Raw genomic sequence first — 22,962 nt, forward strand, 5'->3', positions numbered from 1 at the left:
CCGCCAGAACTGTCGCTGGACATCCCTGGCGTTCAGGTCAGGCCGTCCTGGTGACCGCATCGCCGCTCGACCCGTCATCGCCGTCACCCAGCCCGCTGTTCTCCCCATTCGCACACCCCTCGATCGAGGTGTTGCGACAACCACTGGAATCCGCCTCACGCTCAACAGTGCGGATGGCCCCGTCGTTGACGCGCCCGGCTGCTGGTCTTCCAACCGGGCTAGCGGCCGGGAGGCCGGGATCGACGGACGGCGCGCGGCGCGCGGGCGAAAGGCCGGTCTGCGAGGGTTAGCCCAGGACCAGGCCGGGGTCGGGTTCCGGGTCGGGGGTGGGGCCGGGGACCTGGTACTCCTCGGTGAGGGTGGTCATCGGGCCGGGCCAGGTGGCCTGGGCGACCTCGATCGGCTTGCGGTGACCGTCATAGGCGACGTGCAGCAGGTGCAGCACCGGCGTGTCCGGCCGGATCTGGAGGGTCTCGGCCTCCTCCCGGCTGGGCTGGCGGGCGCTGATCGTGTCGGTGGCCGAGACGTAGTGCCTCCCGGTGGCCTCCTCGGCCTCCTGGTAGAGCGGTCGACCGAACGCCTCGGCGCGCTCCAGCGAGGTGCCGGCGGTGTCGGCGGGCAGGAACCAGGAGGCGCCCACCTCGACGGGGGAGTCGTCGGTGCGTACCAGGTGCCGACGGCAGAGCAGGTCGGTGCCGTCAGGCACTCCGAACGCGTCGGCCACCTCGGCGGGGGCGGGGGAGCGGCCGACCGAGACGAGCTGCTGGCGGTACCGGGCCGCCAAATCGGTGTGGTAGCCGCGGAAGCCGCCGTACCGGCCGCGGGAGAGCCGGTTGAGCCGGCGGCGGGTGCCCCGGACGTACGTACCGGATCCGGGTTTGGTGATCAGGATGCCCTCGACCCGCAGTTGGTCGATGGCGCGTTGCACGGTCTGCTTGGCGACGCCGAACATCTCGGCGATGGCCGGGATGGACGGCAGTCGCTCGCCCGGCCCCCAGTCGCCGCGGCGGACCTGGGCCTTGAGCTGCGTGGCGATCTGTCGGTGCGGGAACTCGGCGGCCCCGGGGTTGATCTGCACATCCGCCTCCTTGATCACAGCTAGGTTCCTAGGATGCCTTAGCGGGTGTGACGCCGCCACCCCAGACACGCCAAAACAGGACCGCAAACACGAAAACGGGCCCCGGACACAGGTCCGGGGCCCGCACGAGACGGGGTAGGAGTCGCTACCAGGAACCGGCGGTGGGGCCAGCCGAGCCGCCCCGGCGCCGCAGGTACTTCTCGAACTCCTGCGCGATCTCGTCACCGGTCAGCGGGGTGATCCCCTCGTCGCCGACCCGCTCCTCCAACTCACGGACGTACTCGCCGAGCTCGGCGTCCTGCTCGGCGGCGCTGCGCACCCGCTGCTCCCACTCGGCGGCCTCCTCGGCCAGGTCGGCCATCGGCACCGGCAGGTCGACGACCTCCTCGACGCGGTGCAGCAGGGCGAGGGTGGCCTTCGGGCAGGGTGGGTTGTTGGCGTAGTGCGGCACGTGCACCCAGAACGAGACGGCGTCCACCTCGGCGCGGGTGCACGCGTCGTGCAGCACGCCGACGATGCCGGTCGGCCCGTCGTACCGGGTGGGGGTGAGCTGGTAGCGCTCCGCGGCCTCGGCATCGGACGCGCTGCCGCTGATCGGCAGCGGCCGGGTGTACGGCACGTCGGCGAGCAGCGCGCCGAGCAGGACCACCCGCTCCACCTCAAGGCTGTGGCAGATTTCCAGCACCTGCTCGCAGAACGTCCGCCAGCGCATGCTCGGCTCGATGCCCCGGATCAGCACCACGTCCCGCTCGGTGCCCTCCGGGCTGGCCACCATGAACCGGGTCGTCGGCCACTCCACCCGACGGGTCTCCCCGTCGGCCATCGTGATGGTGGGGCGGCTGACCTGGAAGTCGTAGAAGTCCTCCGGATCCAGCTCGGCGACCTGCCGGGCGTTCCAGACCTGCTCGAGGTGCTCGACGGCAGCGGTGGACGCGTCGGCGGCGTCATTCCAGCCCTCGAACGCGGCGATGGCCACCGGGGACCGCAGCACCGGCAGTCCGTCGAACTCGGTCACGCCGTCACCTCACCCTGCTCGTCGCGGCCGGCACCGGGACCGCACCCGGTCATCGGGCCGTCGGGCACGGCGGTGTCCCTGTTGTGCTTCACGTCCGTCAGCCTACGTGGCGGGCGGGGGTGCGGCCCGTCGGCCGCGCCGGTCGGGCAGACCGTCAAGCGGTCATACAGTGGCGAACTGGACAGCGTGATCCCCCTGACACAATATGGGATCGGGGGTGGAGGGCAGTTGGTACGGCGGAGCCCGCACTAACCTGAACGGGTGCGGACTTCGTTGATGGATGTGCTGGCCGACCGGATCCTCATCGCCGACGGTGCGATGGGCACGATGCTGCAGGCCGCGGACCTCACGCTTGACGACTTCGACGGGCTGGAGGGCTGCAACGAGATCCTGAACGTCACCCGACCGGACGTGGTGCGCGGGGTGCACGACGCCTATCTGGCCGTCGGCGCGGACTGCGTGGAGACCAACACCTTCGGTGCCAACCTCGCCAATCTCGCCGAGTACGACATCCCGCACCGCATCCGGGAGCTGTCCGAGGCGGGGGCCAGGATCGCCCGGGAGGCCGCCGACGCGGCCAGCACCCCGCAGCGACCCCGGTTCGTGCTCGGCTCGATCGGTCCGGGCACCAAGCTGCCCACCCTCGGGCACGCCGCCTACGCCACCCTGCGCGACGCGTACCAGGAGAACGCCGCGGGGTTGATCGCCGGCGGCGCGGACGCGCTGATCATCGAGACCTGCCAGGACCTGCTCCAGGTCAAGGCGGCGGTGGTCGGGTCGAAGCGGGCGATGGCCGAGCTGGGCCAGCCGGTGCCGATCATCTGCCACGTCGCCGTGGAGACCACCGGCACCATGCTGGTGGGCAGCGAGATCGGCGCGGCGCTGGCGGCGATCGAGCCGCTCGGAGTGGACCTGATCGGGCTGAACTGCTCCACCGGCCCGGCGGAGATGAGCGAGCACCTGCGGTACCTGTCGCAGCACTCGCGGATCCCGCTGTCGGTGATGCCGAACGCCGGCCTGCCCGTGTTGACCGCCGACGGGGCGTACTTCCCGCTCACCCCGGTCGAGTTGGCCGACGCGCTGGAGCGGTTCATCACCGAGTACGGCGTGTCGCTGGTCGGCGGCTGTTGCGGCACCACCCCGGAGCACATCCGGGTGCTGTCCGAGCGGCTGCACGGCGTCAGCGCCACGGCCCGCGAGCCGCAGCACGAGGCGGGCGTCTCCTCGGTCTACCACCCGGTGCCGTTCGCCCAGGACGCGTCGGTGTTGATGGTGGGGGAGCGGACCAACGCCAACGGTTCCAAGGCGTTCCGGGATGCGATGCTCGCCGGGGACTGGCGGGCCTGCGTGGAGATCGCCCGCAGTCAGGCGCGCGACGGCTCGCACCTGCTCGACCTGTGCGTGGACTACGTCGGCCGTGACGGCACCCAGGACATGCGGGAGCTGGCCGGCCGGTTCGCCACGGCGTCGACGCTGCCGATCATGCTGGACTCCACCGAGCCGGGCGTCGTCGAGGCCGGGCTGGAGATGCTCGGCGGCCGGTGCGTCGTCAACTCGGTGAACTTCGAGGACGGCGACGGTCCCGACTCCCGCTACGCGCGGGTGATGCCGGTCGTCCGCGAGCACGGCGCGGCGGTGGTGGCGCTGCTCATCGACGAGGAGGGGCAGGCGCGTACCCGGGAGTGGAAGGTCCGGGTCGCGGCGCGGCTGATCGACGACCTGACCGGCCGCTGGGGGATGGACCGCGCCGACATCCTGATCGACGCGCTGACCTTCCCGATCGCCACCGGGCAGGAGGAGACCCGCCGCGACGGCATCGAGACGATCGAGGCGATCCGGGAGATCGCCCGCCGCTACCCGGGGGTCAACTTCACCCTGGGCATCTCGAACATCTCCTTCGGGCTCAACCCGGCGGCCCGGCAGGTGCTCAACTCGGTGTTCCTGCACGAGTGCGTACAGGCCGGGCTGACCTCGGCGATCGTGCACGCCAGCAAGATCCTGCCGATGTCGAAGATTCCTGACGAGCAGCGCGAGGTCGCCCTGGACCTGGTCTACGACCGGCGCCGCGAGGGGTACGACCCGGTGCAGCGCTTCCTCGAGCTCTTCGAGGGAGTCGACGTGACCAGCGCCCGGGCCAGCCGGGCGCAGGAGCTGGCTGCGCTGCCGCTGGACGAGCGGCTCAAGCGGCGGATCATCGACGGTGAGCGCAACGGCCTGGAGGCTGACCTGGACGCCGCGATGGCCGGCGGCCGGGCCCCACTGTCGATCATCAACGACATCCTGCTGGACGGCATGAAGGTGGTCGGCGAGCTGTTCGGCTCCGGGCAGATGCAGCTGCCCTTCGTGCTCCAGTCCGCCGAGGTGATGAAGACCGCGGTGGCCTACCTGGAGCCGCACATGGAGACCGCGGAGGACGGCGGCAAGGGCCGCATCGTGCTGGCGACCGTACGCGGCGACGTGCACGACATCGGCAAGAACCTGGTCGACATCATCCTGTCCAACAACGGCTACGAGGTGGTGAACATCGGCATCAAGCAGCCGATCAGCGCCATCCTGGACGCCGCCGAGCAGCACCGGGCCGACGCGATCGGCATGTCCGGGCTGCTGGTCAAGAGCACCGTGATCATGAAGGAGAACCTCGCCGAGATGGCCACCCGCGGCGTCGCGGAGCGCTGGCCAGTGCTGCTGGGCGGTGCGGCGCTGACCCGGGCGTACGTCGAGGACGACCTGCGGTCGATGTTCCCCGGGCAGGTGCACTACGCGCGGGACGCGTTCGAGGGGCTGTCCCTGATGGACCGGGTGATGACCGCCAAGCGCGGCGGCGCCCCGGTGATCGACCCGGAACGCGAAGCGGCCCTGGCGGCCCGTCGGGCCCGCCGGGAACGGCAGCGGTCGATGGTCACCGAGTCGCTGCCGGAGCTGCACGACTCCTCGGTCCGCTCCGACGTGGCCGCGGACGTGGCGGTGCCCACCCCGCCGTTCTTCGGCACCCGGGTGGTCAAGGGTGTGCCGATGGCCGACTACGCGGCGCTGCTCGACGAGCGGGCCACCTTCCGCGGGCAGTGGGGGTTGAACGGCGCCCGGGGCGGCAGCGGACCATCCTATGACGAGCTGGTGGAGACCGAGGGCCGCCCGCGGCTGCGCTACTGGCTGGACCGGCTGATCGCCGACCAGGTGCTGGAGGCCGCCGTGGTGTACGGCTACTTCCCGGCGTACTCCGAAGGCAACGACCTGGTGGTGCTGGACGAGAACGGGCACGCGGAGCGGGCCCGGTTCTCCTTCCCCCGGCAGCGGCAGGAGCGGCGGCTCTGCCTGGCGGACTTCTTCCGGCCCAAGGGCGACCAGCTCGACGTGGTCGCGTTGCAGCTGGTCACCGTCGGCCAGCCGGTCAGCGAGTACGCGGCCAAGCTGTTCGCCCGCAACGAGTACCGCGACTACCTGGAGGTGCACGGGCTCTCCGTGCAGCTCACCGAGGCCCTCGCCGAGTACTGGCATCGGCGCATCCGCGCCGAGCTGACCCTGCCCGACGGTCGCACGATCGCTGATGGCGACCCGGCGGACCTGGCCGGCCTGCTGCGCAACGACTACCGGGGCTGCCGGTACGCGTTCGGCTACCCGGCCTGCCCTGACCTGGAAGACCGGGCGAAGATCGTGGAGCTGCTCGGGTCGGAGCGGATCGGGGTGGAGCTGTCCGAGGAGTTCCAGCTCATGCCGGAGCAGGCCACCGACGCCATCGTGGTCCACCACCCGGAGGCCAGCTACTTCAACGCCAAATAATCGGGGCAAGTGCTCTGACCCGTACTTTCACCCGGCTCGCCGCGGTCAGTAGGTGATCGCGGTAGGCCATATCCACCTGCCAGCGCCCAAACATGCGTCAAGGCTCGCCTGACCTGACGGGCCGGGCGGCGGCTCGCTCCCCAATGGGCGAATCGATGGCAGCCGGGATGACAGGACGCCCCGCCAGGCCGTCGCCGCCGGAAAACGATCGGTTGCTGCTCAGTACGGCAGGTCGATGCCCCGGCGGCCGGCGAACGCACGGTGGGCGGTGATGATCGCGTCGAGCCAGCGGGCGAGCATCTCGTCGGCCCGGTGCACCCGGGCCATGCGAACCTCGAAGTACTCGCGGTCGTAGTGGTAGGCGGAGTCGACATCGAGCTGCGCGGCGAGGACCTCCTCGAGCAGGTCGTCGGAGTCGGACTTGGGGCTGGGCGGGACGTGGTTGGGCTGGACGAGTAACCCCACTTCGTCGGCGAAGCCCAGCCCCCAGTTCAGGCCATCGGAGGTGCCGACCGAGAGCTGAGCGCAGAGGTCGGCGCGGGTGATCGTGAGGGTGTGCCCCCGCCCCCACGCCTCCTCAATCGTCGTCAGGATCGCCGGGATACGGTCGAGGACCGCAGTGACTGCTGCACAGGTGGCGAGCTGGTCGCCGAAGTACGAGACCCTACGCAGGTCGTCCGTGCCGCCCACGGGCTTGACATCGGGCACCGCATAGGCGGGCAGTGGAGACGGCATAGGCTCAGTCTCCCTCACAACCCGACCCGCCCGACCGCGCGGGACCCCGCGCGGCGTGCCCTCAACCCGGCGAACGTTCTTGGTCAGCGCACTAGCCAGTCCTGAGCGGCGTGCCTGAACTCCCGAATCGCTATGGCTTCGCTGTCAGGACCGTAGCCAGCGGGATACGCATCAACGACGTCGGAAAGATCTCCCCAGATTCGGTACAACCAGCCCACGCCCCAGAGGTGCTCGAAGTGCGGCCGCTCGGTCAGTGTCCACATCAGCTCGCCGACGGCATCGTGCGGATCTTCACCGCCGTCGAGGATCCGACGCATGTAGGGGCTGAGGCGTTCGGCTAGTCCCTCGACCATGTCGTCGGCCGGCACGTCGGTCACGCGGACAGCGTGCCAGACGAACGCGCAGGAAGGGACGGAGAATCACGCAGGTCCGGATACCGATCTTCACGCAGGTCCCGAGACCGGCATCAGCGGTCTTGCTCAGCCGCCCACTGTGGGGCGTCGTGGTCCAGGCACCGCCCGCCGAAGGGCGGACCGGACCTGCGCAACAGTGTCGGAGGGGCCCAGTTCGTGCCGCAGGTCCAACAGATAGCCAGCGGGATGGCCGGCGATGATCTGCCTTCGCTGGTCGAGGGCAGCGCTTACTGCCCCGACCAGACACCCCGCGACCACGCCCGCGCTGGTGATCACTGCCGGCAGGTGGACTGTGTTGGCCAGCACACCCAACGCCGCCGGCGGTGCGAGCGTCTGAAGACTGAGTACGGCTCGGACCGGTAGCAGGCCAAGCCGACCGAGCGTACGTTCCATCTCTTCGAGTGGGTGCGCAACCTTGCTCTCCACATGGTTGCGCAGTTTGGCCGCCCGCACCTCCGGGTCCCGGACCTCGCTGATTGCCACGAAGTCCGGTGTGAGCGAGTCGAGGAATTCGCGATAGCGCATGAGCTGCGGCAGCAACCTCCGTCGCGCCTCAATGATCCGCTCGACCGGCACTTCGGCCAGGTCGCGCGGAAGTACGGTCTGCAGAGCCAGCACCGCGAACACCTGGCTGTAGTCCGTCCGGCCATCCGGCGCCGTCTCAGTGTCGTCTGCGAGCAGAATCTGTGCCATCGCCTCGATCGTCCAGCCCGAGGTGGCGGCAGAGACCAGTGGCTGATCGGTGACGGGCGTCATTCCGTTCTCGCGGGCGACGACGTCGGCCAAGATCGCCAAGTAGACCCTGGCCAAGCGGGGGTGCATCGCCAGGTCGCTGATATAGAGCACCTTTCCGTCGGACGCGCGGCGCCATTGGTAGCTTCGGGACACCAGCAACCCGTCCTCAGCCAGCCGTTGCGCCAGCCTGTAGGACATCTTGCCTGGATGGACCCTTTCTAAGTGGGAATCGAGCGGCAGCAGTTCCTCGTAAACATCCCGGGTACGAAGCGACTTGACACCGAGCGCCTCGGCCCCGTATCGAGGTGTCAGCTCGTCCTTGTGTCGGTTTAGGAAGTCGTAGAACAATGCGTCAATCTGGTTCTCTGTGTCCAGCCTGCGGCCATCCGTCCTCGCGAAGAGGTCGTCGTTCACCCAGGACCGGCGGCTTCCGTGCGCGGGTCGGACGTCGATGACGAAGTCGAGTTCGTCCCGGAGCCGCTTAACCGTGTCGGAGTCGCGCAGGCCGTAGTAGCCATGTGGACGGATTCGGCCGAGCTGGGGCCAGTGCAGGGCTGCGGCCTTCACCCAACTGTCGCCGGGCAGGTTGACGTACGGGAAGTAGAGGGCAACGTCATTCACAGGTACCACAATGCCCTCTTGGCGCTACAGCCGGAGAGGCAGCCCGATCGAAGCTCTGACATGCGTGCCCGTGCGCGACGGGCGTTGTGCTTGCCGCTGAAACCTATGCGGGCCGCGCGACTTACCCATGACGAGTGCGTGGGAGCGCACCTGCTCTTCGCACCCCGGCCGGAGCGTGGCGGGCGCTGCCGCGTCGAGGATGTTGCAGAGGATGTCGAGAACGGCGTGGCGGCTCCGTCTCAGGAGAGGATGCGGTCACGGTGGCCGTACCACACCAAGGAGAAGATCCAGCATGGCGATCCAGCGGATGGACAACGTCCTCATCGTTGTCGACGACCTTGACGCTGTTATTTCGTTCTTCGTCGAACTCGGCATGGAACTGGAGGGCAAGGGGCCGATAGAGGGCCGTTGGGTGGAGCGTGTCATCGGGATCGATGGCGTCCGACAGGACGTCGCGATGCTGCGGACCCCGGACGGTCACGGTCGAGTCGAGCTGGCGATGTTCCACACGCCGAAGGCGATCAGCGCCGAGCCGAAGGACGCACCGGCGAACACGCTCGGCATTCGTCGCATCATGTTCGCCGTCGACGACATCGAGGACGTGATTGCCCGCCTGCGCACCCACGGGGCCGAACTCGTCGGGGAGCTGGAGCAGTACGAGGACAGCTATCGGCTCTGCTACGTCCGCGGCCCCGAGGGCATCGTCGTCGGATTGGCCGAACAGCTCAGCTGAGGGCACCTGCCGTGGCGTGCCGCCGCGATCCGCCGTGGCAGCAACTTCAGGGATGTAGGGGCCTCACGGGCGGCGGAGACCCCTACATCCCTGAAGTTGTGCGGATCTTGGCGGCGTGGTGCGGGGCCGCGACGGTAGTTGGGACGAGCACCCCGGCCGGTGGAGGTGCGATGAACCAGTGCCCCGACCGAATGCTAGGCGGCTCCGTGGTCGGGGAAGGTTTCGCGCAGCGCCGGGTCCAGCGATCGGCCGGTCGTCGGCTCGATGAACAGCTCAGCGAGGAAAAGGTCGGAGAGGTAGGTCGGGTTGACGCCCGATTCCTTGCGGCTGAGTGCCTGCAGCGCGCCGCCAAGCCGTAGGGCGGCCCTTGCCGCGACGGACGGGAGGCGAGCGACCCGGCGGCGTCGGCCGACCGCCTCGGCGATGCGCCCGATCATGTCGTTCCAGGTGAGATTCTCGTCAGCGACCGGGATGTCCGCACCGCGGCGCTGCTCCAGAGCGTCCACCGCGACCTCGGCCACGCTGCGTGCCGAGGCTGCGGCGCTCCCGCCGGTGGGGACGACCAGGGGTGTACGGGACCGCGCCCACCGGTCCAGTGGGCCCGCCCAGTTTGGCAGCCGGTCGCCGGCCCGGCCGAAGACGAAGGGCAACTCGAGCACGGCAACCGGCAAATCGGGGCCGGCGGCCTCCCGTCCCTCCCGGGCCTGCTCCACCCGGCATCGGATGTACGTGTGGCGGCCCGCGAGGCGCCACTGCGGGTGCAGCCGGTCGTAGTAGGTGTAGTAGGAGCCCATGACGACCCCGCGGGTGAGACCTTCCAGGCGCGCGGCAGTGAACAGCCGCACCACCGGCTCGACGTTGTCTCGGCGAAACACCGGATAGATCGGCTTACGCAGCGGTCGCTGCTCGTCCGTGCGGGTGGCGTAGACGACGCCGTCATGACCGGCGAGCAGCGTTCGCAGCTCGTCGATCGAGGCGGACGAGACGTCGATCAGGTGATCGACACCCGGATGGGCCGTACGCGCCACCGGGGTCGCCGCATGACTTCGCTCGCGCAGCACGTCCACGACATGGGCGCCGATCAGACCACTGCCGCCGACCACAAGAATTCGCACGGTGAATCGTCCACCGTGGAGCCCACCGCGTGTCAAGGCACGATCAGCATCCGGCGGAATTAGGCCGAGCCCGGAGACCTCCTGGCCTCCGCTGGCACCGTTGCTGGTTTTCTTCAGTCCGGAACGGCCCCCGGCGCGAGTGCCAGTTGCTTGATCTGGCGCAGGATCAGCGCGGTCTCAACGGTACGGATGCCGTCCAGAGCGCCGATCTTGTCGTTCAGGTACGCGTAGAGCTCCTCGGTGCCCCGGCAGCGGACGGCCGCGATGATGTTCACCCGGCCGGTGGCCGCGGCGGCGAACTCCACCTCCGCGTGCTCGGCCAGCGCGTTCCCCACCTCGGCCAGCGCAGACGGCGCCACGGTCAGCCACAGCAGCGCACCCACCTCGTGGCCGAGATGTTCCGGGGAGTACTGCACCGCGAAGTAGAGGACGCCGCTGTCGCGCAGCCGGTCGAGGCGGCGCCGCACCACCTCCTCGGACTGGCCGCAAGCTGTCTGCAGCTCGGCGAGGCCGGCCCGGCCGTCCCGGAACAGCGCGGCAAGCAGTTCCTCGTCGGTGTCGTCGATCGTGACGGTGCCGGGCGCCGCCTCGACCGGTGGGGGTCGAAGTGCCGCCTCCTGCTCGGTCGTGAGGGCGTTGACCTTCTGCAGCCAGCCGAGGCGGCCGCCGTAGAAGCGGTGCAACAGGCAGTGCGCGCTGAATCCGATCACCCGCTGGGTGCGCGGCAACCGACCCAGTAGAAGTTCGTCTCGGACGGTGTGGCTGCGGGGTTTCATCGCGCAGACCACCTCGCTGCCGCCGGAAATCAATGCGACATAGGACGTGTCCGGGCGGCGGGCGAGCGCGTCGGCCAGCCGCTCGGCCATGTCCGGGGTGCACTGCAGCCGGACAAACCAGTTGGAGCGGCCGAGCCGGCTCTCGTCGGCCATGCCCAGCACACGCAGGCCCACCTTCGTGTGCAGGCGGCGGAAGCGCCGGGCGACGGTCTGGTCCGAGACACCGAGGGCGGCCGCGATTCGGCTGAACGGGGCGCGACCGTCGAGTTGCAGGGCCTGCAGCAGTTGCAGGTCGAGCTGGTCCAGGGGACGGGTCACAGTCTTCCTGATCGTCGGCGGCGTCACCAGCGTAAGAGCCGGTGACGCCGCCGTCTGTGGGTTGGGGAGGTCAGGCCGGGACGGTTTCTGGTAGCTGGGCCGCAGGCTGCGGGTCGCGCACCGGGCGCGGGCGGCCCAGCAGGACGATCGCGGCCAGCGCGGCGATGACCATCAGTGTGGCCGACACGGTCAGGGACAGTTGGAAGCCGTCGAGGAACGCCTTGTTGAGGGCGTTCAGCGCGCCGTCCTGCTGAGCGCCGTAGTCGACGGCGGCAACTGCTTGGAAGCCGCTGTCGTCCATCGCCGCGGTGGCGGCCTGCTGGTGCTCCCCGCTGACCCCGGCGTCGGTGAGGTGACCCGGCAGGGCGCTGGCCGCCTTGCTGGTCAGCAAGGCGCCCAGGACAGCGGGGCCGAGCGCGCCGCCGACCTGGCGGAACGCGTTGTTGCCCGCGGCGGCCATGCCGGCCAGCGGGAACGGCACGGAGCTGACCGCGGTGGCGGTCATCGGGGTCAGCACCGCGCCGAGGCCCAGTCCGAACAGCGCGAGCCGCCAGCTCAGCTGCCCGAACGACGTGTCGGCGTCGACGGTGCTGAGGAAGTACAGGGCAATCGCCGCGATGAACAGGCCGGCGCTGAGCAGCCAGCGCACCTGCACGCGGTGCATGAGGCGGGCGATCAGTGGCCCCACGACGACCGGCACTGCCGTGTTGGTCAGCAGTCGCAGCGCCGCGTCCATGGTCGACAGCTGCTGGACCAGGCCGAGGTAGAGGCTGAGCACGAAGATGCTGCCGATCACGCCCATGAAGCTGACCATGGCGATCACGGCGGTGGCGTTGAAGCCGCGGCTGGCGAACAGGGCGGGGCTCAGCATCGGCGAGTCGCTACGCCGCTCGATCACGACGAACGCGGCGAGGCTGAGCGCGGCCACGGCGAAGGCCAGGAGCACGATGGGGTCGCTGAACGAGCCGGCGCCGCCCTCGATGACGGCGAAGACCAGAGCGACGATGGCCAGGGCGGCGGTGATCTGTCCCGGCCAGTCCAGGTGCCGCTTTCCCGGGGCCCGCGAGTCGGTCACCAGCGGAATGGCGATCAGGGCGGTGAGCAGCGCGAGCGGGATGGCCGGCAGGTAGATCCAGCGCCAGGACGCGTGCTCGAGGATCGCCCCGGCCAGCAGGGGGCCGAGCGCGAGGGCGAGCATCAGGGAGGTGGCCCAGAGGCTGATGTATTTGCCGCGTTTCCTCAGGTCCGGCACGGCGTGGCTGATGAGCGCCAGCGTGGCGGGCAGCAGAGCGGCCGCTCCCACACCGGCGAGCGCCTGGCCGACCCAGACCATCGCGATCGACTGTGCGGACAGCGCGACGGCCGCGCCGATCGCGCAGAACAGCAGGCCGGCCTGGAACACCTTCTTGCGCCCGTGGACGTCGCCGAAGACACCGGCGGTCAGGATCAGGGCGGCCATCGGCAGTACGAAGGCGTCCGACACCCAGGACAGGTCGGCGGTCGACGCGTTCAGCCCGCGTTGAATCGCTGGCAGGCTCACCGACACTGTCGTCACTGGCAGGTATGCGACGAACACCCCCAGGCATGCCATGATCAGTGTCGCGCCGAGCCGGTCTTCCGACGCCTTGTCCGTTGTTGCCATCTACGCGCAGCTCCTCTTCGGCGGACCGAGTGCCCGGCCGACATGTCAGCATCCGGGCCTTTGAGGTGCACCGCTAACCGATCGCGCCGAATGCCGGAATACCGACGGGTACGCCCCGTGATCCGGGGTTTTCCGACACCCCGTACGCCTCAGCGGAAGCCGGAGCTGCGGGCGAACCGAAGCGACGGGAGCCCTCGGCGAGACGGTCCACGGGGCGTCCGCGCGGGGGAATCGGCCAAGATCGGCGCTAGGTGCCGGTGCTGGTCCGGTGGCCTCCGGCGGTCGTCGCGGGAGCGGCTGCGGCGAGCGCGGTCCGGACGGTCTCCCGCAGCGGGTCGCCCGGGTGCTCGATCCAGTGCTGGACGGCGACCCGCAGGATGGCCAGGAAGGTCGCGGCCAGGAGGCGGGAGCGCAGTGCCACGTCGGGGCCGGTGAGCCGGTGGGCGAGTTCTGCGGCCAGCTCGCGCTCGATCGCGGCGTACGCCGCGACCTGGTGCGGGGCCAGGCCGGGGTGCCCGCGTAGCTTCCGGCGTTGGGTCAGCCAGGAAGGCTCCGACCCGCCGAAAACCTCCTCGGTGAGGCGCTCGGCTGCCCGGCTCAGCACGGTCCACGGCGGCTCGTCGACGGGCTGTTCGCGGATCAGCTGCAACAGCCGGTGCAGGCGCATGGTGTCGCCGTGAAAGAGCGCCTGTTCCTTGCCTGAGAAGTAGTTGGAGAAGGTCCGCCGGGAGACGTTGGCGGCGTCGGCGATCGCCTCGACGGTCACCGCGTCGATTCCCTGTTCGGCGGCGAGGCGGAGGGCCGCCTCGTGCAGGGCGAGGCGGGTCGCCGCCTTCTTGCGCTCCCGCAGCCCGGTGGTCTCGTCCATCGCTCCGAGAGTACGTGGGGGTGACGGACTTCTCAATGTGCAAACTTGCCTAGTGGGCAAGATCGGTAGATGCTTGCTTGCGGCAACCAACTCGCGTGTGGGAGCAGACGTGGACAGCGGCGCTCGTGAACTCGGCCTTCGCCTGTACGACCTGGTCAAAACCGTTCGGCTGCTGAAGCAACGCCGGGCCGACGAGCGGCCGGCGATTCCGCCGGGCCTGCTCGGCATGCTCGTGCAGATCGATCAGCTCTCCAGCGGCTGCCACGCCCGCGAACTGGCCCACCGCACTCGGCTCGACCCGTCGACCGTCAGCCGCTCCGTCGCGGCGCTCGTCGCGCACGGCCTGGTCGAGCGGCGGCCCGACCCCACCGACAAGCGGGCGACCTTCCTGGCGGTCACCCCGGCCGGTCAGGCCGCCCTGGCCGACACCCACGGCTGGTACGGCGAGGTGCTCGAACGAGCGCTCGCCGACTGGACTCCCGACGAGCTGGCCGCGCTGAGCGCCGCCCTCGGCCGGTTCACCGGCGACATTGAGGTCGCCCTCGGAAACCACGACAACCTGGAGGCCGCGCGATGAGCGCACCCACCATCACGGCCGGCGCTGAGCCGATGACCCATCGGCGGACGCTGGAGGCGCTCAGTGGTCTGCTGCTGGTGCTGTTCGTCGCGATGCTGAGCGGCACGGTCGTCTCGACCGCGCTACCGAAGATCATCGGATCACTGAACGGCTCGCAGAACCAGTACACCTGGGTGGTCACCGCGACCCTGCTCACCGCGACCGCGACCACCCCGATCTGGGGCAAGCTGGCCGACCTGTTCAACAAGAAGGTCCTCATCCAGGTCGCCATCGTGGTCTTCCTGCTGGGCTCGGTCATTGCTGGCTTCTCGCAGAGCGCCGGCCAGCTCATCGCCGCCCGCGCGTTCCAGGGCATCGGGGTCGGCGGCCTGCAGGCCCTCGTCCAGGTGGCGATCGCGGCCATGATCCCGCCGCGCGAGCGGGGCCGCTACAACGGCTACCTCGGTGGCGTCATGGCGGTTGCGACGGTCGGCGGCCCGCTGCTCGGCGGTCTCATCGTCGACACGTCCTGGCTCGGCTGGCGCTGGTGCTTCTTCGTCGGTGTGCCGGTAGCCGCCATCGCGCTGATCCTGCTCCAGGCCACCCTGCACCTGCCGACCGTACGGCGCGAGAACGTCAAGATCGACTACCTGGGCGCCAGCCTGATCGCCGCCGGCGTCAGCCTGCTGCTGATCTGGATCTCCTTCGTCGACAGCTCGTTCGCCTGGGCCTCCTGGCAGACCGCGGCCATGGTGGGCGGCACGCTCGTCCTGCTTGCCCTGGCGGTCTGGGTCGAGTCGCGTGCGGCCGAGCCGGTCATCCCGCTCGGCATCGTGCGCCAGCACACCACCGCGCTGGCCATTCTCGGCAGCCTCGCGGTCGGCATGGCCATGTTCGGCGGTGCTGTCTTCCTCGGCCAGTACTTCCAGATCGGGCGCGGCTACAGCCCGACGGAGGCAGGCCTGCTCACCATCCCGATGATGGCCGGGGTGCTCGGCTCCTCGATCGTCGCCGGCCGGCTGATCAGCAAGAGCGGGAAGATCAAGCCGTACATCGTCGCCGGTTCGATCCTCCTCGTCGCCGGGTTCGCACTGCTCGGCACCATCGACCACGAGACGTCGCTCGTCCTGGTCGGTGCCGCCATGTTCATCGTCGGCATCGGCGTCGGCATGACCATGCAGAACCTCGTTCTCGCCGTACAGAACACGGTCACGCTCAAGGACATCGGCGCGGCCAGTTCCAGCGTCGCGTTCTTCCGGTCGCTCGGGGGCACCATCGGCGTCTCCGTGCTCGGCGCCGTCCTCGCCCGCCGGGTCAGCGACCAGATCACCCACGACCTCGCCGCCGCCGGGATCCCCGCCTCCGGCAGCGGGAGTGGCAGCAGCAACCTCAACATCACCGCGCTGCCCGAGCAGATCCAGGAAATCGTCCGGGCCGCGTACGGCGATGCCACCGGACACATCTTCCTCATCTCCGCCGCCATCGGGGTCGTCGGCATCATCGCCGCGCTCCTGCTCAAGCCGGTCACCCTGCGGACCAGCCTCGACCTGCCGGACGCCGCCACGTCGGCGGCCGTCGCCGCCGACGCGGTCGACGGCGCTCCCGCCTTCGACCAGGTGCACGTCGACGCCGCGCAGGGCGGAGCGACCCACCGGCGCTGACGCCGGGCCGAAGACCCGGGGCCGCCGCCGTCCGAGGACGGCGGCGGCCCCGGTCTGTCCAGCGAGGCCCGGCACGAGTGAACGTCACCGAATCGAGGAGTCTGTGGATATCGCGGAGCTGTCAGCGGCGCGGCCGGCGGCACCCGGGCGGCGAGCCGCTGCACTGCGTCGGGCGATGCGCGAGCTGGCGCTCGTCGCCGCGCTGTTCCTCGTCTACAAGGCGGCGCGGGTGGCGGGGGCCGACCGCGGATCGACCGCAGTGGAAAACGGGGAATGGATCTGGCGGGTGGAGCGGCTGTTCCACCTGCCCAACGAGGCCGCCTTCCAACGTCCCGTGCTCTCCCACGAGCTGTTGGTGCACCTGGCCAACGGCTACTACGCGTACGTGCACTTCCCCGCCACGGCCATCTGTCTGATCTGGCTGTACGTGCGACACCCGGTGCACTATCTCTGGACGCGTCGGATGCTCGCCGGGCTCACCGCGGCGGCACTGGTGCTGCACCTCCTGGTTCCGCTGGCGCCGCCGCGACTGACCGCCCTGACCGGGATGGTGGACACCGGCAGCCGATACGGGCCCGCCGTCTACGGCCCACCCGACACGGACACGTTGAGCAACCAGTACGCCGCCATGCCCTCGCTGCACGTCGGTTGGGCACTCGCTGTCGCCATCGCGCTCATGGCGGTGACCGGTCGGCGCTGGCGGTGGCTGTGGCTGGCACACCCGCTCGTCACCTCGCTGGTTGTCGTGTGCACGGGCAACCACTACTGGCTCGACGGCATCGTCGCGGCGATGCTGCTCACCGTCGTCTGCCTGGTGCTGCCCACGCCCCGCACCGATCGCCAGTCGACCGACCCGCCGACGCGGCGTCCGACCAGATGGCCGCGCCAGCGCATGCGGGTTCCGCAGGCGCCGTCCGGCCAACTGCCCCCGCGCGCCGACGCCGGTCCTTCGAACACCGTGACCGGCCAGGAGGCGGCGCCGAGCAGCGGCCGGCGCTAGCGTTGAGGTGTCTCGAAACGGCCGTCCGACCGTCGTGCGTTCTGCGCAAACGGCCGGGCCGACGGGAGCAATGGACGCCACGGCTCTGAACGGGGATGAGGATGCCTGAACCGCGCGCCTTCTGGCTGGACGAGCAGTTCGACCGCGAGCGCGGCGCCGACGGGCGTGGTCGCTACGAGGCTGAGGTGCTCGGTCGGATCGACGAGTTCACCGACACCTGGGGCGACATCGCACCGGTCGCCTTCGCAGCGACAGCGTGGCGGCTGGCCACCGAGCTGTCACCCGGCTTCGTCCGCTGGCACCGGCGGATCGTCTCGGCGACCTGCACGCGAAGCCCGTGGGACGGAAGCATGGTCTGCGCGGTAACGGTGATTTCCCGCTGGCCGGCTGAGCTCACCTGGACCAAGCAGTGGCAGCGCGACCGTGGTTGGCGGGACTGGCCCCAGTTGTTCGGCCAGTACACGACACCCTCGGAGCAGGATCAGACGCGCAGCCCGCATCTACGCGCGATGCTTCAGGTGGACGCACCGGTCCCGCTCGATGATCTACCGCCGGCTCCCGACGGTCCGGATGATTCCGTGGCGACCGCGGCGCGCAGAGCCGTCACGGTGCTGACTCGCGAACTCAACGAACTCCTCGCACCGATGATCGGCCAGCTCGAAGCCGGGGTGCCAGCGGACTCCTGACCTCCCGCGAACCGACCGGTCACCCTTCGGCCGGCGTCGGTGGAGCGGCCAGTCCGGCCATCAGTGTCGCCCCGACCGGCCACGCGTGCGCCGACCAACCAAGCCCCTCTAGCTCCTGCGTGAGACCGTGCGGGTCGCGGAACACCTTCACAATCCGATGTGCGCTGCCGTCCTCCAGTCGACGCCGTACCGCTGGGACCGGCTGATCGGCGAGAACATCCTCGTTTGTCATGTCACCCGGGGCCGAGTCGACGAAGCAGGCCCGCCCCGCCGGGGCCAACGCGTCGCCCACCAGCCTCCAGAAGTCGCCGAACCGCTCCGGCGGCACGTGGGACAACCAGAACCCGAAGAACACCGTGTCGAACCGACGAGGCGGCCGCCATTCGAAGAGGTCCGCCTCGATGAACTCCACGTCCAGGCCGATGGTCCGGTCTCGTGCCCTGGTGACCATCTCCGGGGCGGCGTCGACTGCGGTCACGCTCCGGCCACGGGCTGCCAGAAGTCGGGTCCACTGGCCGGTACCGCACGCCAGTTCCAGCACATCCCCGCCGATAGGAAGTCCTGCGGCCAGCACCTCCAGCGAGCGCAACTCCTCGTTGGTCTCGTATGCCAGGTCGTACTCGCCGGCGTGCGCCCGGTAGTACGCGGCCTGCGTACGCAGTAACTCGTCCAACTCACTCACGGTAGCCACCTCTCCCTCGCGTGCTCGTCAACGGACCGGCTCCGGATCCCGTGCCTGCCAGTTCAGGCGGTTCCGGTGGAGCCGTTCCATGGCCATCCAGCCGAGCGAGAACGGTATGGCGCCCATGGCGACGACTGCCAGGACGTCGGACCCGGTCACGTCGAAGACGGCGCCCACGTCTCCGAACAGTTGGGCGACGGTCTGGAAGGCCAGATGAAAGCCGATGCCCGCCCAGATGTCGCCGGTGGCGACACGAAAGCCGCCCAGGAGCAGTGCGAAGACGAAGAAGAGCAGGAGTCTGTCGAGGGAGGCGGCGGCACCGACGAGGAACCCGAACAGGGTGAACAACACGGCCTGTCCGATGACGGCCTGCCAGGCCGGCAACCGGGTGGCGAGGTTGCGCTGGAGGTAGCCGCGGAAGACGAGCTCCTCCGGCAGCGCCTCGTACAGGAAGACGAGTACGACCAGCAGCGCCGCCACGCGTAGGGCGTCCGTCGCGGAGGTGCGCAGGCTGATCTCGACCCAACCGAAGCCGAGGCAGAGCGCGAACCCGATGGCGGCGGGGATGAGCCAGCAGGCCATGCCGAGCAGCAGGCGCCGCCAGCCGGTGCGCAGGGAGGGCAGCCCGAGGCCGGTCCAGGGGCGACGGTCGAGCAGGCGGCGGGCAGCCACCACGAGGGGGACGACGAGCACCGTCGTGAGGATGGCCCTGGCGACATGGGTCGGGCGGTCGTAGTCGCGGCCGAGCAGGGGGCCGTGGTAGAGGAACAGCCACACCAGCACGGTGCCGGTGAACACGATGAGGATTCGCCAGTGCAGGGCGAGACGAGAGTCGGGGGACGTCCGGGTATCAGACACGTCAGGCTCGCTCCCAGCAATGGCCCGGCATGGCGGACCGCTCCGCAAGGCGCAGCGTAGCCACCGGCGTCAAAGGCAGACCGTGGTCAGGGCCAGCAGCCGGCGTACGTGCCGTTCGGGCGTCAGCGACCGAGGACGAGGTAGGCGAGGCCGACGACCCCGCGATAGCCGCCGACGTACTGGCGCAGCCGGTCGTCGAGTTCCGCGCGGACCCCCGCCGCGCGGGGATCCTCCGGGTACCTCAGCAGCCACTCCTGCCGGCCCGCGAGCCAGGTGGACTCGAAGTCGTCCCACTCCCGTTGGTCGGCGGTGCTCACGTGCAGGACCCGCCAGCCGCGCTCGCGGGCGGCCTCGACGAGGCCCGGAAGATCCGTGACCTCCGTTCCGAAGATCTGCTCGACCTCCGTCGTGGGGGGACGTTCCCAGTACGCCTCACCGAACAGCAGCCGACCCCCTGGCCGCACCACGGTGGCGAGCGCGTCGAGGGCCGCGCCGGTACCGCCGAAGGCGTGCGCGGCGCCGATGCACAGGACCCGGTCGGCGGGCTCCTGCCAGGCCGCCGCTTCCCCCATCACGAAGGCGACGTGCCGGTTCAGGGACCGGCCCGCGGCCAGCCGCCGCCCCCGGGCGAGTGCGGCGTCGTCGGTGTCGACGCCGACGCCCCTCGTCGCGACCGGGGCCACACCGCCGGCGGCGACCGCCCTGAGCAGCAGCTCGCCCCAGCCGCAGCCGAGGTCGAGCACGCGCGCGCCGGGGCGGACGTCGAGTCGTTGCAGCAGCAGCGCCGCGTGCTCCTCGGACAGGGGAGTGTTCCAGCGCATCCGTGCGTAGCGGCTGGCGGCGAGGTCGTCGGTTGACTGCATCCGTTGAGGGTGTCAAGTCGTGATCGACGACGCACGCCGGGTCCGGTGCCAGGCGACGTCGGAAGCCGTAACCGGGTGTCGGGCCATCCGGCAGGATCGGTGGTATGGACGTGGTCGGGTCGGGGCCGTTCCGGCGGCCGACGCCGCAGGAGGTGGCGGCGGCGGCCGGCCGGGGACTGGTGGACGTCATCGGTCCCGGTCTGCGGGTGCTGTTCTGCGGCTTCAACCCGGGCCTCTACTCGGCCGCCGTGGGGGAGCACTTCGCGCGGCGCGGCAGCCGCTTCTGGCCGGCCCTGCACCGTTCCGGCTTCACCGACCGGGAGCTGCACCCGTGGGAGCGCGATGAGTTGCTGCGGCAGGGCCTCGGTATCACCAGCCTGAGCAACCGGGCCACCGCCCGCGCCGACGAGTTGACGCCGGCGGAGCTGGTGGCCGGGGTGACGGGGTTGGCCGTGAAGGCCGAGCGGTACCAGCCGAGGTGGGTGGCCATCCTCGGGGTGACCGCGTACCGGATCGCCTTCGCTCGGCCTCGTGCCGGGCTGGGCCCGCAGCCGGATCGGCTGGGCCCAGCCCGGGTCTGGGTCCTGCCCAACCCCAGTGGCCTGAACGCGCACTTCCCGTTGCCGGCGTTGACCGCCGAGTTCGCGGCGCTGCACCAGGAGACGCGCCGCCGCGCCTAGGCGTGCTGGGCGGCGTCGGGCGTCTCCTGGGCGGCAAGCGCCTGGTAGTAGCGCTGCATCGCGGGGTGGTACTCGTCGAACTCGGGACGGGGTGAGCCGTCCCGGGAGGCGACGAGCATGTCCAGGTAGTACTCCCAACCGGCGCCCACCTCGGCGATGCCCTCCACGCTGGTCAGGTGTTGGACGAACCGCAGCTCGGTGCTGCCGTCGGTCTCGGACAGCGCCATCTCCAGCAACCAGGTCCCGTAGCTGTCGACCATCGACACGGCCAGGCGCTGCTCCGGCTCGCACGCGTCGATGCGGACCTCACACCAGGGCTGCTGCTCCTCGTACGCCATCTGGACCCGGATGGTCCGGCCGGGCGCGGCGTCGCCCTCCCAGGGGCCGAACCAGCGGGCCGTGCGCTCCGGATCGGTCAGGCTGGCCCACACGTCCGCAGCCGGGGCGCGGAACGTGCGGGTGAGGACGAGATCGTGGCCGGTGGCGGTGCGGAACAGTCGTCCGGCGGGTGTACGCGTCATGCCGTGTGCTCCCTTCGATGCTCCGCCGGGCCGCGACCGCGGCGTTCTCGGCGGGTGCGATAGACCTCGGTCTCCAACGCGTCGAGGCGCCGCTCCCAGCGGTCGGCGGCAACGAGCTCGGCGAGCCAGTCGACCAGCTCGGCGAGCGGGCCGGGATCGAGCCGGTAGATCCGGTTTCGGCCGACCAACTCGTCGCGGACGAGCCCGCTGTCCCGCAGCACCCTCAGGTGTCGGCTGATCGCGGGTCGGCTGATCGCGAACCGCTGGGCGATGTCGCCCGCGGTCAGCGGTGCGTCGCGCAGCATGGTCAGGATGCGGCGCCGTACCGGGTCCGCGATCGCGGCGGCCACCTCGTCCATCGCCAAAGCGTAACCTATGGGTTACGGTTTCCGTGCGTGCAGGAAGCCCTGCTCGGGTGGCATCAAGGCGGTCGCTGATCACGGCCCTCGACCGTTGGGGAGACCTCTGACACCAACGTGGCTGCGTCGATGGTGGGCACATGATCACCTGACCTGGCACTCTTTATGCATGGCCACCCTCCGTCGCTTCCGCCTGTCCGACTGGACCGTCGCCGTACCCGTTCTCGCGGTGCTGGTGCTCATGGCCACCTGGGGACGAGAATTGCCCGGACCCGTCATCGTGGTGGTCGCGGTGCTGCTGGGTGGCGCGGTGCTGGCGGCGGTGCACCACGCGGAGGTGGTCGCCCACCGGGTGGGAGAGCCGTACGGGTCCCTGGTGCTCGCCGTCGCGGTCACGGTGATCGAGGTCGCCCTGATCGTCACGCTGATGATCAGCGGGCCGGAGAAGACCCAGTCGCTCGCCCGGGACACCGTCTTCGCCGCTGTCATGATCACCTGTAACGGGATCCTCGGCCTGTCCCTGCTGCTCGGGGCGCTGCGCCGCCGGGTGGCGGTGTTCAACCCCGAGGGCACCGGCGGGGCGCTGGCCACCGTGATCACCCTGGCCACCCTGAGCCTGGTCATTCCGACCTTCACCACCGCCCGGCCCGGCCCGGAGTTCAGCCCGGCCCAGCTCGCCTTCGCCGCCGTCGCATCGCTGGCGCTGTACGGGCTGTTCGTGCTGGTGCAGACCGGCCGGCACCGCGACTACTTCCTGCCGGTCGACAGCCAGGGCCGGGTGATCGACGAGGAGGAGCACGCCAAGCCGCCGACCACCCGCGCGGCGTTGATCAGCCTGGGGCTGCTGCTGGTGGCGCTGATCGCGGTTGTCGGCGATGCCAAGACCGTCTCCCCGACCATCGAGGCCGGGGTGGCGGCGGCGAACCTGCCCCACGCGTTCGTCGGCGTCATCATCGCCCTGCTGGTGCTGCTGCCGGAGACCCTGGCCGCGGCCCGCGCCGCCCGCCGCGACCGGGTGCAGATCAGCCTGAACCTCGCGCTCGGCTCGGCGATGGCCAGCATCGGCCTGACGATCCCGGCGATCGCGATCGCCTCGATCTGGCTGGACGGCCCCCTGCTGCTCGGCCTCGGTGGCACCCAACTCGCGCTGCTGGCGCTCACCGCGGTGACCGCGGTGCTGACCGTGGTGCCGGGCCGGGCCAACGTGTTGCAGGGCGGCGTACACCTGGTGTTGCTGGCCGCCTTCGTCTTCCTGGCCGCGAGCCCCTGA

The 22,962-nt window shown here is 70.2% G+C and carries 22 protein-coding genes; 8 read left to right on the forward strand and 14 right to left on the reverse strand.

Annotated elements, in window-relative coordinates:
- Nucleotides 1–286: 286 nt before the first annotated feature.
- Both ABZV00_RS34510 and ABZV00_RS34515 read right to left on the reverse strand, forming a co-directional pair.
- Nucleotides 287–1,078 carry a GntR family transcriptional regulator gene (locus ABZV00_RS34510; RefSeq protein WP_355614030.1) on the reverse strand — a complete coding sequence of 264 codons (792 nt, stop codon included), beginning with the start codon at nt 1,076–1,078 and terminating at the stop codon, nt 287–289.
- A gap of 145 nt (nt 1,079–1,223) precedes the next feature.
- Nucleotides 1,224–2,093 (reverse strand): PAC2 family protein, encoded by an 870-nt coding sequence (locus ABZV00_RS34515; RefSeq protein WP_328416948.1) that lies wholly within the window; start codon nt 2,091–2,093, stop codon nt 1,224–1,226.
- 261 nt (nt 2,094–2,354) lie between these two features.
- Here ABZV00_RS34515 and metH point away from each other — a divergent pair, with 261 nt between their 5' ends.
- On the forward strand, nt 2,355–5,870 hold the full coding sequence (metH, locus tag ABZV00_RS34520; protein ID WP_355613983.1) for a methionine synthase: 3,516 nt from the start codon (nt 2,355–2,357) through the stop codon (nt 5,868–5,870).
- A gap of 219 nt (nt 5,871–6,089) precedes the next feature.
- Here metH and ABZV00_RS34525 read toward each other — a convergent pair whose 3' ends face one another.
- The 3 genes from ABZV00_RS34525 to ABZV00_RS34535 form a co-directional block, all read right to left on the reverse strand.
- Nucleotides 6,090–6,605: a hypothetical protein gene (locus ABZV00_RS34525; RefSeq protein WP_355613985.1), complete on the reverse strand. Its 516-nt coding sequence runs from the start codon at nt 6,603–6,605 to the stop codon at nt 6,090–6,092.
- 83 nt (nt 6,606–6,688) lie between these two features.
- Nucleotides 6,689–6,982 carry a hypothetical protein gene (locus tag ABZV00_RS34530; RefSeq protein ID WP_355613987.1) on the reverse strand — a complete coding sequence of 98 codons (294 nt, stop codon included), beginning with the start codon at nt 6,980–6,982 and terminating at the stop codon, nt 6,689–6,691.
- Nucleotides 6,983–7,084: 102 nt separating this feature from the next.
- On the reverse strand, nt 7,085–8,374 hold the full coding sequence (locus ABZV00_RS34535; protein WP_355613988.1) for a DUF6236 family protein: 1,290 nt from the start codon (nt 8,372–8,374) through the stop codon (nt 7,085–7,087).
- A gap of 292 nt (nt 8,375–8,666) precedes the next feature.
- On the opposite strand from ABZV00_RS34535, the gene ABZV00_RS34540 reads away from it, so the two are divergent.
- Nucleotides 8,667–9,107, forward strand: a complete 441-nt coding sequence (locus ABZV00_RS34540) for a VOC family protein (protein ID WP_355613990.1) — start codon at nt 8,667–8,669, stop codon at nt 9,105–9,107.
- A 194-nt stretch (nt 9,108–9,301) separates the two neighbouring features.
- Here ABZV00_RS34540 and ABZV00_RS34545 read toward each other — a convergent pair whose 3' ends face one another.
- The 4 genes from ABZV00_RS34545 to ABZV00_RS34560 form a co-directional block, all read right to left on the reverse strand.
- Nucleotides 9,302–10,222, reverse strand: coding sequence for an NAD(P)H-binding protein (locus ABZV00_RS34545; RefSeq protein ID WP_355613992.1), 921 nt, complete (start codon nt 10,220–10,222; stop codon nt 9,302–9,304).
- A 113-nt stretch (nt 10,223–10,335) separates the two neighbouring features.
- A complete protein-coding gene (locus ABZV00_RS34550; RefSeq protein ID WP_355613994.1) occupies nt 10,336–11,316 on the reverse strand; it encodes an AsnC family transcriptional regulator in 981 nt (326 codons plus the stop codon).
- A gap of 70 nt (nt 11,317–11,386) precedes the next feature.
- Entirely contained in the window at nt 11,387–12,958 is a 1,572-nt protein-coding gene (locus tag ABZV00_RS34555; protein WP_355613996.1) for an MFS transporter, read from the reverse strand.
- Between the two features lie 247 nt (nt 12,959–13,205).
- On the reverse strand, nt 13,206–13,826 hold the full coding sequence (locus tag ABZV00_RS34560; RefSeq protein ID WP_355613998.1) for a TetR family transcriptional regulator: 621 nt from the start codon (nt 13,824–13,826) through the stop codon (nt 13,206–13,208).
- Nucleotides 13,827–13,935: 109 nt separating this feature from the next.
- On the opposite strand from ABZV00_RS34560, the gene ABZV00_RS34565 reads away from it, so the two are divergent.
- From ABZV00_RS34565 to ABZV00_RS34580, 4 genes are all read left to right on the forward strand, one after another.
- Complete coding sequence (locus tag ABZV00_RS34565; RefSeq protein WP_355614000.1) at nt 13,936–14,403, forward strand: MarR family winged helix-turn-helix transcriptional regulator; 468 nt, start codon at nt 13,936–13,938, stop codon at nt 14,401–14,403.
- On the forward strand, nt 14,400–16,043 hold the full coding sequence (locus tag ABZV00_RS34570) for an MDR family MFS transporter (RefSeq protein ID WP_355614002.1): 1,644 nt from the start codon (nt 14,400–14,402) through the stop codon (nt 16,041–16,043). The genes ABZV00_RS34565 and ABZV00_RS34570 overlap by 4 nt, the downstream gene beginning before the upstream one ends.
- Nucleotides 16,044–16,218: 175 nt before the next feature.
- Complete coding sequence (locus tag ABZV00_RS34575; protein WP_355614004.1) at nt 16,219–17,043, forward strand: phosphatase PAP2 family protein; 825 nt, start codon at nt 16,219–16,221, stop codon at nt 17,041–17,043.
- Between the two features lie 101 nt (nt 17,044–17,144).
- Entirely contained in the window at nt 17,145–17,729 is a 585-nt protein-coding gene (locus ABZV00_RS34580) for a hypothetical protein (RefSeq protein WP_328416925.1), read from the forward strand.
- Nucleotides 17,730–17,748: 19 nt separating this feature from the next.
- Here the strand turns inward: ABZV00_RS34580 and ABZV00_RS34585 are convergent, their stop codons facing one another.
- From ABZV00_RS34585 to ABZV00_RS34595, 3 genes are all read right to left on the reverse strand, one after another.
- Nucleotides 17,749–18,411 carry a class I SAM-dependent methyltransferase gene (locus ABZV00_RS34585; protein ID WP_355614006.1) on the reverse strand — a complete coding sequence of 221 codons (663 nt, stop codon included), beginning with the start codon at nt 18,409–18,411 and terminating at the stop codon, nt 17,749–17,751.
- Nucleotides 18,412–18,438: 27 nt separating this feature from the next.
- Nucleotides 18,439–19,269 (reverse strand): CPBP family intramembrane glutamic endopeptidase, encoded by an 831-nt coding sequence (locus ABZV00_RS34590; RefSeq protein ID WP_355614008.1) that lies wholly within the window; start codon nt 19,267–19,269, stop codon nt 18,439–18,441.
- A gap of 122 nt (nt 19,270–19,391) precedes the next feature.
- On the reverse strand, nt 19,392–20,132 hold the full coding sequence (locus ABZV00_RS34595; protein ID WP_355614010.1) for a class I SAM-dependent methyltransferase: 741 nt from the start codon (nt 20,130–20,132) through the stop codon (nt 19,392–19,394).
- A gap of 104 nt (nt 20,133–20,236) precedes the next feature.
- On the opposite strand from ABZV00_RS34595, the gene mug reads away from it, so the two are divergent.
- Complete coding sequence (mug, locus tag ABZV00_RS34600) at nt 20,237–20,812, forward strand: G/U mismatch-specific DNA glycosylase (RefSeq protein WP_355614012.1); 576 nt, start codon at nt 20,237–20,239, stop codon at nt 20,810–20,812.
- Here mug and ABZV00_RS34605 read toward each other — a convergent pair.
- Both ABZV00_RS34605 and ABZV00_RS34610 read right to left on the reverse strand, forming a co-directional pair.
- A complete protein-coding gene (locus ABZV00_RS34605) occupies nt 20,809–21,333 on the reverse strand; it encodes an SRPBCC family protein (protein WP_355614014.1) in 525 nt (174 codons plus the stop codon). The two genes, mug and ABZV00_RS34605, sit on opposite strands and share 4 nt — an antisense overlap.
- Nucleotides 21,330–21,692, reverse strand: a complete 363-nt coding sequence (locus tag ABZV00_RS34610; protein ID WP_355614016.1) for a metalloregulator ArsR/SmtB family transcription factor — start codon at nt 21,690–21,692, stop codon at nt 21,330–21,332. Before ABZV00_RS34610 ends, ABZV00_RS34605 begins: the two co-directional genes overlap by 4 nt.
- 169 nt (nt 21,693–21,861) lie before the next feature.
- Here ABZV00_RS34610 and ABZV00_RS34615 point away from each other — a divergent pair, with 169 nt between their 5' ends.
- Nucleotides 21,862–22,962, forward strand: coding sequence for an ionic transporter y4hA (locus tag ABZV00_RS34615; protein WP_355614018.1), 1,101 nt, complete (start codon nt 21,862–21,864; stop codon nt 22,960–22,962).

It is taken from the genome of Micromonospora sp. NPDC005173 (assembly GCF_040608515.1).
In the GTDB taxonomy this organism is placed as follows: Bacteria; Actinomycetota; Actinomycetes; order Mycobacteriales; family Micromonosporaceae; genus Micromonospora.

Excerpts from the sequence above, each read along its gene's own strand:
- mug (WP_355614012.1), top strand. The coding sequence starts at position 20,237 with ATGGACGTGGTCGGGTCGGGGCCGTTCCGGCGGCCGACGCCGCAGGAG.
- ABZV00_RS34610 (WP_355614016.1), bottom strand. The coding sequence starts at position 21,692 with ATGGACGAGGTGGCCGCCGCGATCGCGGACCCGGTACGGCGCCGCATC.
- ABZV00_RS34540 (WP_355613990.1), top strand. The coding sequence starts at position 8,667 with ATGGCGATCCAGCGGATGGACAACGTCCTCATCGTTGTCGACGACCTT.
- ABZV00_RS34615 (WP_355614018.1), top strand. The coding sequence starts at position 21,862 with ATGGCCACCCTCCGTCGCTTCCGCCTGTCCGACTGGACCGTCGCCGTA.
- ABZV00_RS34570 (WP_355614002.1), top strand. The coding sequence starts at position 14,400 with ATGAGCGCACCCACCATCACGGCCGGCGCTGAGCCGATGACCCATCGG.
- ABZV00_RS34605 (WP_355614014.1), bottom strand. The coding sequence starts at position 21,333 with ATGACGCGTACACCCGCCGGACGACTGTTCCGCACCGCCACCGGCCAC.
- ABZV00_RS34525 (WP_355613985.1), bottom strand. The coding sequence starts at position 6,605 with ATGCCGTCTCCACTGCCCGCCTATGCGGTGCCCGATGTCAAGCCCGTG.
- ABZV00_RS34595 (WP_355614010.1), bottom strand. The coding sequence starts at position 20,132 with ATGCAGTCAACCGACGACCTCGCCGCCAGCCGCTACGCACGGATGCGC.
- ABZV00_RS34560 (WP_355613998.1), bottom strand. The coding sequence starts at position 13,826 with ATGGACGAGACCACCGGGCTGCGGGAGCGCAAGAAGGCGGCGACCCGC.
- ABZV00_RS34580 (WP_328416925.1), top strand. The coding sequence starts at position 17,145 with ATGCCTGAACCGCGCGCCTTCTGGCTGGACGAGCAGTTCGACCGCGAG.
- ABZV00_RS34575 (WP_355614004.1), top strand. The coding sequence starts at position 16,219 with ATGCGCGAGCTGGCGCTCGTCGCCGCGCTGTTCCTCGTCTACAAGGCG.
- ABZV00_RS34555 (WP_355613996.1), bottom strand. The coding sequence starts at position 12,958 with ATGGCAACAACGGACAAGGCGTCGGAAGACCGGCTCGGCGCGACACTG.